The following is a 14,552-nucleotide window of genomic DNA, read 5'->3' as shown; positions in this document are numbered from 1 at the left end:
TCTCCGGAAGGGAGAGGGAATGGGCGTTTTTTTTGATTGCACCGAGTTAGCTGGAGAAACCAGAAATAAATCGACTGAAAGCGGTTCTGAGGCAGCCGTAAGTCGAAAAAATCGACTTACAGGCCCGCGAAAGCGGTCTGATGCAGCTGTAAGTCGAAAAAATCGACTTACACGTCCGCGAAAGCGGCCTGAGGCAGCTGTAAGTCGAAAAAATCGACTTACACGCTCGCGAAAGCGGTCTGAGGCCGCCGTAAGTCGAAAAAATCGACTTACACACCGCGAAAGCGGCGGCCTGATGCAGCCGTAAGTCGAAAAAATCGACTTACGCGCAAGAATCACGCTTACTTGTTCATTACATGCAAGCGATATACATACTCGAATAAGAATTCGAACGCCTCAAGATGACGCTTCGCTTCAAAAGCATTCGCGCCCCAAGCGTAGATCCCGTGCTTACGCAGCACGATGCCTGGGATACGGGGGACAATCGCGCCTTCGACTAGCTCAGCAATACGTGGGATTTCGGCATAGTTTGGCAGAATCGGAATCTCGATCTGTGCTTCTTCATCCCAAATGTTGAACGCTTTAATCAATTCAACGCCGTCCACAGGAATGCTGCCACGTTCGCCAAAAAGCTCAGAAGCTAAGTTATTGTAGATGGTATGCACGTGGAAAATGGCGCCAGCGCCTGTTAAGCGGTAAATTTCACTATGAATCAAGGTTTCCGCAGATGGCTTAAGGCTAGTAGCTTCCGTCGGCAAGCCTTTTTCATTAACGAGAAGGAAATCCTCGGGAGTTTGGATGGATTTATCTCTACCGCTTGACGTGATAGCGAAGGTGAACGCATCAGGCTCAAAGCCGCCAACTCGAACAGATAAGTTACCGCTTGTCGCAGGAAACCATCCGCGCGCTGCTAGATTAGCCTTGATGTCACGCAATTCAGCGAAGGCACGCTGTTTTTCTTCTAGTAAAATACTCATTTGACGGGTTCAGCCTCCAATTGCTTAATGATATCGAAGAACGTTTCGAAGGGATGGTACGCATAGCCGAGTTGATCACAACGCTCGATGAGATGTGATCTGGCAAAAATCGTATCCACTAGCTTAGCGCCTTCAAAATCGGTGATACTGTCTCCGATAATAATCCGCTCATATTTCTGGGGATCGTAGGATCGAATGATACTTGTTTTGCACATGCCGCAATCGGTCTGGCAATGAGCATCACACGGATTTGGCCATAGAATCTCGATCGTTTCTCCTTCGAAAGAGCTGGCGTTGCAATAAATATGATTTTCCGGAATCTCGAATTGACGAAGTAGTGGGTAAATAAAGAAATCAATGCCTCCGCTTGTGATCAAAAGGGTGATCCCTTGCTCCTTGCAATAGGAGACAAACTCTTCGAAGCCATCACGGATTCTAGCATTGTTGATCGCATAATCCACAATCTCAGACTTACGTGAGGTCGGCAGCAGATCGAACATCGCCCCTACACCTTCACGAATGGAAATTTGCTGCGTCACGATTTGCTCGACGATGCCTTCCCAGCCTTCGGGATTAAAATGCTTCATAATCGCTACGATGTTATCGTTAACGGTGATTGTACCGTCAAAGTCACAAAAGACAATACGTTCCTTGCTCATTCTCTAATCCCCCATGTGTCAATAGCTGATTGTAGCTCTGGATGTGTTAGGGCGTACTCGCGTAATGTTTTGCCTTGCAGCGTTGCATCGATCGCTTGGCGGAAAGCTTGTCCACCTGCGATGGTTCCCATCGGATGACCGTGGATACCACCACCGGCGTTCACGATGACATCCTGTCCGAAATCACGCAAAATGAGCGGAACAAGACCAGGATGAATACCTGCGGACGGAACAGGGAAGCTTGGTGCCAATTTCAATGCAGCGTCAGACGGAGCCTGATAGGTGTAATCTTTACGTAAATCTTGCGTTAACAGCGCATGCTTAATAGCCAAATTCTCTTCCTTCGGCATCACAACGGAGCCATATGGGGAAGGGAATAGCACCAAATCAGCACCAGCCAGACGCATAAGCTTGCCTAGAAGGACAGAAGGCGAAATACCGTAATGCGGCGACGGATACGTAGCTCCAGCCAATGCAGGATGTGCCATAATCGGAATGTTAATTTCCGGATCTGCACTTAATTCATGCAGGACATCAAAGCCGTAAGCCAACACATTGAAAAGCAAAGCATTTGCTCCAGCTGCAATGGCTTTCTTGGCTTGTGCTGCAAGTTTGGAAGTTGACCCTGTCAAATTAACCGCATAAAGCAGCTTTTGCCCAGTCTCCTTCGTCGCTTGCTCAGCAGCTTCTAGACAAATCGCAATACGTTTCTCCATAGGTGTTAATGGATTTTCGAATAAGATCTCGTCGTCCTTAATTAGATCAACGCCCCCAGCGGCTTGCAAGTAAAACTGCTCGCGAAGTGCGGGCAACTCGTACCCTACAACGGATTTGAAGATGCTCATAAGCAGCGGACGGTCATGTACGCCAAGTAGATCTCGAACACCTTGCATCCCAAATTTCGGGCCAGGGAACCCAGCTAGGAAATCGGAAGAAAATGCAAGGTCGATCAGCTTGATTTTGCCATCCATAGACAGCTTGCCGAACACAGTCACTAACAGAGCGGGGATATCTCGACTATAGTTCACATCCGGATAGGCGATCGTGATATCCGCAAATCTGTTAGTAGAGGGTTCACCAGCAGCAGGTTCGTGCACTTCAACGGAAACGACCTTGCCCAAATGCTTCTCCATGGAAGCCTTCTGAGCTTCAGGTAATTCCGTCCAACTGCCAACGGTAAGACCGACTGCGATGCCAGTAGCTTTTTTATGAAAATCGGCTTTCTCATCGAAACTCCGATAGGTTGCTAAACAATAGGAACTCATGACGAATTTTCACCTGCTTTAACTAGAATTCAAACTAAATGATAAACTCAAAAGTGGATTAGACCGATTTGCCTACAGGACTGGTCGTAGCAATTTGCTCGCCCATCTCCTTCGCACGCGCAGCGGAAGAAAATACAGCTTGTGCAATGGCTTCGCTAAATTGAAAACGATCCAATGCTTCAATTGATTTTTGCGTAGCTCCATTAGGTGAAGTCACTTTACGGCGTAATTCAGCTGGATCTTCCTTCGTATGCTGCACCATATGAGCCGCGCCAAGAAACGTTTGTAGCGTCAATTGCTTCGCATCCTCTTCGGATAGACCGCCATCGATACCTGCTTTAATCATCGCTTCCATAAAGTAATATACATAGGCAGGGCCACTTCCTGACACACCAGTCAGAATTTCCAACTTATCTTCGTCCACAATCGTGACGGTTCCGACAGCTTCAAACATTTGGATGGCGAACTGCTTGAATGTATCATTAACCTTAGAGGAGAAGCTCATTCCTGTTGCGCCTAATCCGATAGTTGAAGAGGTGTTAGGCATAGTACGTACGATGGGCATGTTGGTTTGTAACAGCTTTTCAGCTTTATCAATGGAAAGGCCGGCAATGACGGAAATGAGCAACTGCTTCTCATTCAACATAGGCCCAAGCTCAGCAAAGGCAGTTTCGACATCTTTAGGCTTCATGCAAAGTACAACAACGTCAGCTTCACGAATGAAGACTTCTTTCGTTTCGGGATCCGAAGTTGCCTCCAGTCCGTATTCTGAGCGAAGATAAGCCAATCTGTCTTGATTGGAACGATTCATCATATAGACGTGTTTCGGATTGGCTACTTCTGTCTGAATAAGTCCGCGGGCGATGGCTTCCGCCATAGAACCTGCGCCTACAAAGGCTATTTTCGCTTGTGATAACATCGTGGACATCGGGCATTCCTCCTTAGGATATACGGCTTATTCGCGTATTTGTCCGCTTCCGTAGACGCGGTATTTGGTTGAAGTTAGCGCAGGCAGCCCCATAGGACCACGAGCATGAAGCTTCTGTGTGGAGATGCCGATCTCGGCTCCGAATCCAAACTCAAAGCCATCTGTAAAGCGCGTCGAAGCATTATGATAGACAGCTGCAGCATCCACTTCTTGTAGGAATTTCTCTGCATTGGCAGCATCTTCCGTTACGATACACTCTGAGTGCATCGTGCCATAGTTACGAATGTGGGACAACGCCTCATCAAGATCTTTGACAACTTTGATAGATAAAATATAATCCCCGTATTCCGTACCCCAATCGGCTTGTTCAGCAACAAGCATACTTGGAACTAAGCTTCTTGCACGCTCGTCGCCTCGCAGCTCAACATGTACACCTTGGAACGCTTCGGCAATGGCTGCTAAATGTTTCTCAGCAATAGCTTCGTGTACAAGCAAGGTCTCCATACTATTACATACAGAAGGACGTTGCGCTTTGGCATTAATGCCGATACGTACAGCCATATCGAGCTGTGCACTTTGATCTATAAAAGTATGACATACCCCTGCACCTGTTTCAATGACTGGAACAGACGCGTTATTGACAACATTTTGAATAAGTGAGTGTCCGCCACGTGGAATTAGTACGTCAATGAGGCCGTTAAGCTTCAGCATTTCATCGACGGAGCTGCGATCAGCGCTCAGGATTAATTGCAACGCATCAGCAGGCAGGGCAGAACGTTCCAAGGCAGTATGCAGAACCTCTACAATTTTCTCATTGGAAAATAGGGCTGATGATCCGCCACGGAGCACAACGGCGTTGCCGGTTTTGAGACATAAGCCTGCGGCATCCACCGTTACGTTCGGTCTTGCTTCATAAATAATACCGATAACGCCTAAAGGCACACGGATTTTGCGAATCCGCAGACCATTCGGGCGGTCAAAGGACTCTAGCGTATCCCCGATCGGATCAGGCAGCTCTGCGATTTGACGAAGGCCTTCCGCCATAGCCGCAATGCGCGTTTCGTTCAGAGCCAGACGATCAAGCAGGGAAGCGTTGGTACCTAGCTCTTTGCCACGCTGCAAATCCTTGCTATTGGCTTCAATTATCGCTTGTTGCTCCGTAATTAGGGCATCTGCCATAAGCAGTAAGGCTGCATTCTTTTGCTCGGTTGTGAGATTGCCCATTGCTTGGGCGGCTTGTTTGGCAAGCTTGGATTTGTTAATAACTTCACTCATGGGAGAACCTCCTAGTTGAAAAAGGATTGGCAATGCGTTAACAATGGATCGACACTCAGCTCATAAGCAGTGCCGTTACGGCGTTCTTTACATTCGACGATTCGTTCGCCAGCTTTCTTACCTACGGTAATGCGTAATGGGAAGCCGAGTAAATCGGCATCATTGAATTTCACGCCAGGGCGTTCCTCACGATCATCCCAAAGGACAGAGTAGCCTGCGCGAGTTAAGGTTTGATACAGCTCTTCGGATAATCTCAATTGCGCTTCATCTTTCATTTGAACGGTCAACAGATGAATCGCAAATGGGGCAATAGCGTTAGGCCAAATAATTCCTTGCTCATCCTGATGCTGCTCAATGACGGCAGCCAACACGCGTGATACGCCGATCCCATAGCAGCCCATGATCATCGGCTCGGAGAGTCCATTCTCATCGGTGAAGGAAGCGCCGAGGGATTCGCTATATTTGGTGCCGAGCTTAAATACGTGACCGACTTCAATCCCTTTGGCAAAAGCAAGCTCATGTCCGCAGTGGATACAGCTTTCACCTTGGCCGACGTTGCGAACTTCCGCATAGGTGAGATCAATCAAATCTCGTTGAACGTCCACATTAGTAAGATGATAATCCGCTTCATTGGCTCCAACAACCGCGTTCTTTAAACCTTGAATCGATGTATCAGCAATCAATCTGACGGTTGAAAGACCAATCGGCCCAATAAATCCGGCTATTGAACCAAGCGTAGTGATTTCGGCTTCGGACAGCAGGGTAATGTCTTGAACACCAAAAACATGCTTCAGCTTGATTTCATTGATTTCGAGATCACCTCTAATAAGAACAATAGCGGGCGATCCATCTGCTTGTAAGGCAACTGATTTAATAATTTGCTGTGGTTCTATGTGCAGGAATTGGCTTAATTGTTTAATGCTCGTTACACCAGGTGTATGCACTTTCGTTGGTTGTGCATTTGGCATGTCGGTAGATGATGCTCCTGCGTTAGTAATGATCCCAGTCGCCTTCTCCAAATTTGCCGCATACTGACAGGAAGGACAATGTACAATCGTATCCTCGCCAACATCCGCCAAAGCCATGAATTCATGCGTATCCGTACCGCCAATCGCGCCGGAATCCGCTTCAACAGCTCGGAATTGTAGACCGCAACGTGTAAAAATGTTGACATAAGCGTCAAACATCGCTTGATAGCTGGCATCGAGACCACTTGCGGAGCGATCGAAGGAGTAGGCATCCTTCATCAAGAACTCACGACCACGCAGCAGGCCAAATCGTGGTCTACGTTCATCGCGATATTTGGTTTGGATTTGATATAACGTAACAGGGAGTTTCTTATAAGAATGAATTTCATCCTTAACAAGTGTCGTAATAACTTCCTCATGCGTGGCACCTAGGGCGAACTCGCGACCATTGCGGTCTTCAAGCCGCATCAATTCGGGACCATAAACATCCCAGCGTCCAGAGGCTTTCCATAATTCGGCAGGATGGAGAGCAGGCATGAGCATCTCTTGCGCACCTGCGCGGTCCATCTCTTCCCGCACGATCGTTTGAATATGTTGAAGGGCCTTAAGACCCAATGGTAAATAGGAATAAATACCGCTGGATAACTGGCGAATGAGTCCTGCTCGCAGCATGAGTCGGTGACTAGCTGCTTCGGCATCTCCCGGTACATCTCGTAATGTTGGGTTTAGCAATCGTTGTTGTCTCATGAGTAAGGGAGATCCTCGCTTTCTATATCTAAGGTTAGGTCAAAGGCACCCATTCATCACGGTGAATGACTTCAATGCGTGACACTTCGACACGTTTCTGGACTTCATCCGTGGATAAGCCTGCCGCGGCTTGCACTTGCCAAGCCGCATAATTGACAACGCCGCGGCCCAGCAGCGCGCCTTCACTGCATATCACCTCGACGACGTCGCCGGGGTGGAAGTCGCCAACTGCTGCCGTGATGCCAGCGGGGAGCAGGCTCTTTCCGCCGTTGATCAGGGCTGCCTTGGCCCCCTGATCAACGATGATTTGCCCTTGGGGCAGCGAGTGGAAGCCGACCCACTGCTTCTTGACCGGCAGATTGTTCAGCGCCGTGTCAAAGTACGTGCCCTTGCCGTTGCCGTTCACGGCAAGGTTCAGATCATCGGGCTCGAGTACGCGCCCGATGAAGACTGGCACGCCCCCGCGCATAGCGATGCGGGCGGCCTCGACCTTGGAGCGCATACCGCCGGTGCCGACCGCGCTCCCAGAGCCTCCAGCGAAGCTGAACAGCTCATCGCTGATGGCATCTACGCGATCGATACGCTGTGCGTTCGCGTTCTTACGAGGATCGTCCGTGTACAGGCCGTCCATATCCGTAATGATGATCAATTTGTTCGCTTTGACCAAATTGCCTACCAACGCCGACAACGTATCATTGTCGCCGAATTTCAATTCATCCACCGAGACGGTGTCATTCTCGTTAATAATCGGTACGACGCCGCGCTGCAGGAGCTCGTCAATCGTCATCATCGCGTTCTGCACGCGCTTGCGGTTGGAGAAGTCGTACCTCGTTAGCAGGATTTGCGCCACGCTCACGCCGTGGGACGCAAACGCTTCATGGTACGCCTGCATTAAGAGCGCTTGGCCGACGGCTGCGGCAGCCTGCTTCTCGTGCAGCACCTTGGGCCGTGTGCGGTAGCCAAGGGATGTGAAGCCTGCGGCCACTGCGCCTGAGGTCACTAGCAGCACTTGGCTGCCGCTGCGCTGCAATTGCGCAAGTTCTGACGCAAAGAAACGTATTTTATCCGGATTCAGGCCGCCCGTATCGGAAGTTAATGAGGAGCTGCCAATTTTGACGACGATTCGCTGAGTCATATTCATCCCATCCTTCGGTTTCCTACTATGTAGATACAAAAAAAAGACTCCCGTCCTCAAACATAAGGACGAAAGTCTGTTGCTTCCGCGGTACCACCTTAGATTAGCGCATGTCAAATACAAAGCGCTCAACTCTAGAATCCCTGTATAACAGTAGGGCACTGTTCAACTCATCGTTGACGGTTCAGGGGCGGGTTCGGATTCGGTTCACGGCAAGCTCTCTCAGTCGGTGGAGCTTACTCCCTGGTTACGTGCGGCACGATTCGTACTATTCCCATCATAACGTTGCTGTTTGGAATTTTAATTCTATCTAGAATAGCATGGTACGCAAGACTTTGTAAAGAACTAAAAGCCTTGATTCCTATTCATTTCTCACATTTGGACTACCCATCTGGTCTACCCAAAAAGATTCAACTTCCCGATTCGCTGCACGGCTTCTTCTAAGCGCTCTTCTGAAGATAGAAGCCCAAGTCTGACATAGCCTTCACCGTGTGTGCCGAAGCCCACACCTGGTGCCACGACAACTTTCGCTTCCTCTAAAAGGAGATCAGCAAGACTCTGGGACGAATGGCCCTTCGGTACTGGCAGCCAAGAGAAGAACGAGCCTTGCGATGGCTTTGCGTTCCAGCCAATGCTGGCAAGAGCTGAGTAGAGCGCATTGCGACGGCTTTCATACACATCACGCAGTTCAGTTACGCAGTCTTGAGAGGCAGTTAATGCGGTAGCCGCCGCCACTTGAATGCCTCCGAACAAGGAGCAATAATAGTGATCCTGCATCAAGTTAATGAGGCGAATGACTTCTTTGTTGCCAAGGGCAAAGCCGACACGCCAGCCTGCCATGTTGTACGTTTTGGACAAGGTATAGAACTCAATGCCTACTTCCTTGGCACCCGGGGTTTGTAAGAAAGAGATTGGCTTCTGACCATCAAAGCCAATGGCCCCATAGGCGAAATCACTGGCTACAACGACACCATTTTTCTCCGCGAAAGCAACTGTTTCTTCATAGAAAGAAGCGGGAGCGGTAGCACCGGTCGGGTTGTTCGGATAATTAATGAACATCAGCTTGGCGCGATCCAAGTCGGACTGTTTCAGCTGAGCATAATCAGGCAGGAAGTTGTTTTCTTCCCGCAGCGGCATGAATGCCATCTCTGCACCTGCCAGCGCAACGCCCGACCAATAATCAGGGTAGCCGGGATCAGGAACTAGGCAGACATCGCCTGGATTCAATAAACATTGGGCGATTTCAATCAGACCTGTTTTACCACCGAACAGAATGGCAACTTCGGTATCCGGATCGAGATCAACGTTATGATCTTCCTTATAACGCTGCGCGATCGCTTGCTTCAAGAACGGAAAACCGCTAAATGGCGGATATTTGTGATACAAAGGATTAGCCGATGCTTCTTGTATGGATGTCACAATATGTGGAGGGGTAGGGCGGTCAGGATTCCCTTGGCCCAAATTAATGACGTCATGGCCAGCGGCAATTTGGGCGTTCGCTTTACCTACGAGCGTTGCAAAAAATTGTGTAGGGAGCCCCTTCATTCTTTCAGCAGGTTGTATGGCAAAGCGAGAAGTTGTTGAAGATACGTTTGTCACGGTTTAATTCACACTCCGGAGGTCGGGATTTTAAACTATACCCTAAATGTAACATGATTAATCTTTTTTTCATAGTCGATGAAGATAATCGATTGTACTTCATTTTGCCATTGTCATATGATGGAGGCAACGAGATACGAAGGAGATGAATGCAGATGACAGATCATGCCCAAATCGCAGATGTTTTTCTACAGGAATCGATACGTGCTTTTCAAAGTATGAAGAAGTTAGGGGATAAAGCTTTTGCCCAAACGGATGAGTCATTCTTTTATCAGACTTTAGATGAAGAGTCGAATTCGTTAGAGGTACTTATCAAACACATGCATGGGAATATGTTGTCCCGTTGGACCGATTTCTTAACCACAGATGGGGAAAAAGAGAACCGTGATCGCGATGGCGAGTTTGAAGGGGATAGTCTTTCCCGAGATGCATTGCTTGCCTTATGGGAAGAAGGTTGGCAAGTGCTGTTTGCAACGCTACGCTCGCTGACACCAGAGGATGTGCTTGCACAGGTGCGTATTCGAGGAGAAAGTCATACCGTATTACAGGCTATTCAGCGCCAAGTTTCGCACTATGGTTATCATGTTGGGCAAATTGTTCTGTTGTGTAAGCATTGGGCTTCTCAGGATTGGCAAACGCTAAGCATCGCTAGAGGTCAGTCTAAGCTTTTTAAACCAACGGTGTAGGTGAGTCCGATTTGGATGCCAAGTGTATGTTGAGTTAAGCTCACTTTTCGACTAGTATGTACACATACAGCATTTTTTTGGACTGGAAGGAGTTTTTCAACATGTCTTCACAATTACTTAATGTTGCTCTCATTCAAATGGATATTACAATTGGGAATCCAGATGCGAACTTTGCTCATTTAGAGAAGCTTCTTTTGGAAGCGGTTGAAGCATCACAGAAGCCCGATGTCCTTATTTTTCCCGAAATGTGGAACACAGGCTATGCTTTAACTGAAATTCATGAGCTGGCAGATAGCAATGGTGAGAGAACGAAAGCGTTCTTGAGCAGTTTTGCTCGTACACATCACGTGAATATTATTGGTGGATCGATTGCGGATAAAAAAGAAAATCGTGTGCTCAATACCATCTATGCGTGGGATCGTGAAGGCAACGAGATCGCGGAATATTCCAAAATTCATCTGTTCCGACTCATGGATGAAGAGAAATTTTTGCACAGCGGGGAGCAACTTGGATTATTTGAGCTTGAGGGTGTACCTGCTGGGGCGATGATTTGTTATGATATTCGTTTTCCTGAGCTTTCTCGCAAACTGGCATTAGACGGCGCGCGAATTCTATTCGTTCCAGCGGAATGGCCGCATCCAAGGCTGCACCATTGGCGTACCCTTCTCATGGCTCGTGCGATTGAGAATCAAATGTACGTGGTTTCCTGCAATCGTGTAGGGACGAGCGGTACTACGCATTTCTTCGGACACTCGATGGTCATCGACCCATGGGGTGAGGTGCTCGTTGAAGGTGACGAGAGTGAAGCGATTCTCCGAGCGACGATTGATTTAGAAGAAGTTGTGCGAGTACGGGGCAAAATACCCGTTTTTGAAGATCGCAGGCCCCATTTATATTAGGGAAGTTGATTTTTGCAGCGATATTTTGTAAACTAAAACCAATTGAATGATCAATTGTGGCTGTGAAGGATGAATAGTACTTGAACTACTTCATATTCAGCGAGTTGGGGAATGGTGTAAGCCCAGCATGAAGCTCAAGGAAAAGGCTATCCGGAGCCAATACGATAAAGGGGATGCATGCTCTTCGAGGTGTATCAACTAGGGTGGAACCGCGGGTGCTGAAGCTCTCGTCCCTAGGCATTATTTGATGCCTTTGGATGTTGAGCTTTTTTGATGTCTGCTCAGATCCGGAAGGTCATCATTGGGTGATGGCCCACTAACTAGAAGCTTAAGGAGCGATTGAACAATGAGTGTAACAATGGAGCAAGTTGTCGCATTAGCGAAGCACAGAGGATTTGTTTTTCCTGGTTCAGAAATTTATGGCGGTTTGGCAAATACGTGGGATTATGGTCCACTAGGTGTTGAATTGAAGAACAACATTAAACGTGCATGGTGGAAAAAATTCATTCAAGAATCCCCGTATAACGTAGGGTTAGACGCAGCAATCTTGATGAATCCGCAAGCATGGGTGGCATCTGGTCACGTAGGAAACTTCAACGATCCAATGATCGATTGCAAAAGCTGTAAAGCACGTCATCGTGCGGATAAATTGATCGAAAACAAGCTGGCTGAGAAAGATATCGAAATCATCGTCGATGGGATGACATTTGATGACATGATGAAGCTGATCGTGGAGCATAACATCGTATGTCCAGATTGCGGAAGCAAAGACTTCACAGATATCCGTCAGTTCAACTTGATGTTCAAAACGTTCCAAGGTGTAACAGAAGCAAGCTCAAACGTTGTTTATCTACGTCCAGAAACAGCGCAAGGGATCTTCGTAAACTTCAAAAACGCGCAGCGTACAATGCGTAAAAAGCTGCCATTTGGTATCGGTCAAATCGGTAAAAGCTTCCGTAATGAAATCACGCCAGGTAACTTTACGTTCCGTACCCGTGAATTCGAACAAATGGAGCTTGAATTCTTCTGTAAGCCAGGTGAAGATTTGAAATGGTTCGAGTACTGGAGAAGCTTCTGCCATAACTGGTTGCTTTCCCTTGGTGCGAAAGCTGATAATCTGCGTCTTCGTGATCACAATGACGACGAGTTGTCCCACTACAGTAATGCAACAACGGATATCGAATACAAATTCCCGTTTGGCTGGGGCGAGCTTTGGGGTATCGCGGATCGTACGGACTACGATTTGAAGCAGCACATGGCGCATTCCGGTGAAGATTTCAACTATATCGATCAAGAAACGAATGAGCGTTATGTGCCTTATTGTATCGAGCCTTCCCTTGGTGCAGACCGTGTAACGTTGGCGCTTCTGATTGATGCGTTCGAAGAACAAAAGCTTGATGGTGACGACAGCCGTACGGTTCTTCACTTCCACCCCGCATTGGCACCAATGAAAGCAGCGATTTTCCCACTTTCCAAGAAACTAAGTGAAGGAGCGCAGGCTGTTTTCGCAGATCTGGCGAAGCATTTCATGGTGGACTATGATGACACAGGTTCGATTGGTAAAAGATACCGTCGTCACGATGAGATTGGCACGCCATTCTGTATCACATACGATTTCGAATCCGAGACTGATGGTCAAGTAACGGTTCGTGATCGTGATACCATGGAACAAACGCGCATGCCGATTTCCGAATTGAAAGCATTTATCGAGAACTCCCTACAATTCTAATTGGGATTAGATAGGCATAGAAAACCCCTTGTAAGCACGTCATATGACGTAAGCTTGCAAGGGGTTTTTCGTTAGATGACATAATCTAAGACTTCGCTATAGGGTAAGTATCGTTGAACTTCACGTAACGGCGGCGTATACACATGAAGGGAAATGGCCGGTTCATGAAATGGATTGCTTAACTGGTGGATTTGCTCGGCTGGTGCTACGAAATACTCGCCAGCTTGTATGAAATCATCCTTCTGAGCAATCGGGTACCCTTCCGTGTCTAAAGCAAAGGATGAATTAACTAAGGAACCTGAGACAAGATAAGCCGCGCCAATGGACAAGCCATGGTTATGGATGGCTGTTGAGCGGGAAGCGGGAATGTGAATGACTATGACTTCCAGTTCGGGTGAGCTAAACACCACATTTCTACCATAAGGTAGTTGATTAGGCTCGGTTTTGAAATCTGGAACGAAGCTTAGGTGTCTCTCTATCGATTGAAGTGCCTCTTTCAATTGTTCCAGTGTTGGTGCATGCAACTTACAGAATGTCTGTTCAATTGCTCTGATGAGCGTCATTGGCATCTCGCCTCCTAGGCATTCTTATCTCTTTATCAATATTAATTGGGGGACGGATAAGTTTTTTTTATATAATATGCCTCGGCGTTTCAAAAGGTTAGGGTTAAATGTAAGAAATTAGCGTGGAAATCAGTCCGGAGACGGGGATTTATTCCTACTCTAGCGGTATGGCTTGCGTATATCGATTCTGACACAATAGGAGATAAGGAAATCGACGGAGAGTGAGAGGATGAAATAAGATGATGCAACTGGTGAATGAGCAAGACCAGAAAGAAATCCTTACCATATTCACAGCATTAAGCAAAGCATGGAATGACCATGATGGCCAGGCATTTGGGGCATGCTTTACAGAAGATGCAGACTATGTGACGTTTAATGGGCAGCATTTGAAGGGGCGACAAGCGATAGGAGATATTCATCAAGAGCTGTTTGATGGTATTTTGCGTGGATCAAGCATGGTTGAAGGTGGTTCTCTACAAATTCGATTCGTGACACCAGAAATGGCTATTGCACATGCCGTAGGGGCGATTAAGCTGCGTTGGCAGAAGAAGGCGCCTAAAAATCGAGATTCCATCAATACGAACGTTGTGGTGAAGGAAAAAGGCGAATGGAAAATTGCAGCCTTTCATAATTGCCGTATCCAACAACCTAATTTTATTCAAAAATGGTTCATGAACCATTCCAAATCGAAAGTTACATCTAAAGAAGGTTGATTTAAAGGTACAGCAATCACCAATCGACCACACATCGTAACTTCCACTGCAGTGTCCCTGTTACTAAATGGACCATACCATGTCGTGTTTTCGTCAGATTGAATGGCTTTAATTACTAATAAATCATTAGTCTGAAAGTATTTGTAAATTTTCATGTTAGTATAACTGTCATAATTATATTCGTTGTGTACTTAGATGAGACGATTTTCTTAGAGTGTTGCCCTAGATGCTAAAAAGGGGACACTTTTTTCGTATATATCCTACGAATGGCACATGCCTGAAATCCTTATTCATGGAGTTAAATTTGCAAACGCTGTCTTTATGTAGTGCAAGTATACTATCTTCTTAGAATTACTACCTTTGCACTATTTCAAGCATTCGTTTTGAGCCTTATAGTTAGTGACACATG

General features: G+C 47.2%; 14 protein-coding genes. 5 read left to right on the top strand and 9 right to left on the bottom strand.

Features of this window, described 5'->3' with window-relative positions; all coding sequences use genetic code 11:
• The first annotated feature begins 19 nt into the window (after window positions 1-19).
• A complete protein-coding gene (locus AC58QG_RS08385; RefSeq protein WP_497361626.1) occupies window positions 20-307 on the top strand; it encodes a hypothetical protein in 288 nt (95 codons plus the stop codon).
• Window positions 308-341: 34 nt separating this feature from the next.
• Here AC58QG_RS08385 and mtnB read toward each other — a convergent pair whose 3' ends face one another.
• The 8 genes from mtnB to AC58QG_RS08345 form a co-directional block, all read right to left on the bottom strand.
• On the bottom strand, window positions 342-977 hold the full coding sequence (mtnB, locus tag AC58QG_RS08380) for a methylthioribulose 1-phosphate dehydratase (protein ID WP_497361625.1): 636 nt from the start codon (window positions 975-977) through the stop codon (window positions 342-344).
• A complete protein-coding gene (locus AC58QG_RS08375; protein ID WP_497361624.1) occupies window positions 974-1,636 on the bottom strand; it encodes a 2-hydroxy-3-keto-5-methylthiopentenyl-1-phosphate phosphatase in 663 nt (220 codons plus the stop codon). The genes mtnB and AC58QG_RS08375 overlap by 4 nt, the downstream gene beginning before the upstream one ends.
• Window positions 1,633-2,901, bottom strand: a complete 1,269-nt coding sequence (locus AC58QG_RS08370) for a 2,3-diketo-5-methylthiopentyl-1-phosphate enolase (RefSeq protein WP_497361623.1) — start codon at window positions 2,899-2,901, stop codon at window positions 1,633-1,635. Before AC58QG_RS08370 ends, AC58QG_RS08375 begins: the two co-directional genes overlap by 4 nt.
• A gap of 58 nt (window positions 2,902-2,959) precedes the next feature.
• Window positions 2,960-3,829, bottom strand: a complete 870-nt coding sequence (gene proC / locus AC58QG_RS08365; RefSeq protein WP_497361622.1) for a pyrroline-5-carboxylate reductase — start codon at window positions 3,827-3,829, stop codon at window positions 2,960-2,962.
• A gap of 27 nt (window positions 3,830-3,856) precedes the next feature.
• A complete protein-coding gene (locus tag AC58QG_RS08360) occupies window positions 3,857-5,104 on the bottom strand; it encodes a glutamate-5-semialdehyde dehydrogenase (RefSeq protein WP_497361621.1) in 1,248 nt (415 codons plus the stop codon).
• An 11-nt stretch (window positions 5,105-5,115) separates the two neighbouring features.
• The gene (locus AC58QG_RS08355; RefSeq protein ID WP_497361620.1) at window positions 5,116-6,819 is read right to left on the bottom strand and encodes a proline--tRNA ligase; all 1,704 of its coding nucleotides are present in this window, start codon (window positions 6,817-6,819) and stop codon (window positions 5,116-5,118) included.
• Window positions 6,820-6,853: 34 nt separating this feature from the next.
• Window positions 6,854-7,954: a glutamate 5-kinase gene (gene proB, locus AC58QG_RS08350; protein WP_497361619.1), complete on the bottom strand. Its 1,101-nt coding sequence runs from the start codon at window positions 7,952-7,954 to the stop codon at window positions 6,854-6,856.
• A 396-nt stretch (window positions 7,955-8,350) separates the two neighbouring features.
• Window positions 8,351-9,553, bottom strand: coding sequence for a pyridoxal phosphate-dependent aminotransferase (locus AC58QG_RS08345; RefSeq protein WP_497361618.1), 1,203 nt, complete (start codon window positions 9,551-9,553; stop codon window positions 8,351-8,353).
• Window positions 9,554-9,708: 155 nt separating this feature from the next.
• On the opposite strand from AC58QG_RS08345, the gene AC58QG_RS08340 reads away from it, so the two are divergent.
• The 3 genes from AC58QG_RS08340 (at window position 9,709) to AC58QG_RS08330 (ending at window position 12,867) form a co-directional block, all read left to right on the top strand.
• Window positions 9,709-10,239, top strand: a complete 531-nt coding sequence (locus AC58QG_RS08340; protein ID WP_497361617.1) for a DUF1572 family protein — start codon at window positions 9,709-9,711, stop codon at window positions 10,237-10,239.
• 101 nt (window positions 10,240-10,340) lie between these two features.
• The gene (locus tag AC58QG_RS08335; protein WP_497361616.1) at window positions 10,341-11,138 is read left to right on the top strand and encodes a carbon-nitrogen family hydrolase; all 798 of its coding nucleotides are present in this window, start codon (window positions 10,341-10,343) and stop codon (window positions 11,136-11,138) included.
• A gap of 346 nt (window positions 11,139-11,484) precedes the next feature.
• Entirely contained in the window at window positions 11,485-12,867 is a 1,383-nt protein-coding gene (locus AC58QG_RS08330) for a glycine--tRNA ligase (protein ID WP_497361615.1), read from the top strand.
• A gap of 71 nt (window positions 12,868-12,938) precedes the next feature.
• On the opposite strand, the gene AC58QG_RS08325 is transcribed toward AC58QG_RS08330, so the two are convergent.
• A complete protein-coding gene (locus AC58QG_RS08325) occupies window positions 12,939-13,430 on the bottom strand; it encodes a cysteine dioxygenase (RefSeq protein WP_497361614.1) in 492 nt (163 codons plus the stop codon).
• 239 nt (window positions 13,431-13,669) lie between these two features.
• Between AC58QG_RS08325 and AC58QG_RS08320 the strand changes: the two genes are divergently transcribed.
• Window positions 13,670-14,143: an SgcJ/EcaC family oxidoreductase gene (locus AC58QG_RS08320; protein WP_497361613.1), complete on the top strand. Its 474-nt coding sequence runs from the start codon at window positions 13,670-13,672 to the stop codon at window positions 14,141-14,143.
• Window positions 14,144-14,552: the final 409 nt, after the last annotated feature.

The sequence above is a fragment of the Paenibacillus sp. J22P169 genome (assembly GCF_059691995.1).
This window is presented reverse-complemented; position numbering and strand designations above follow the sequence as displayed.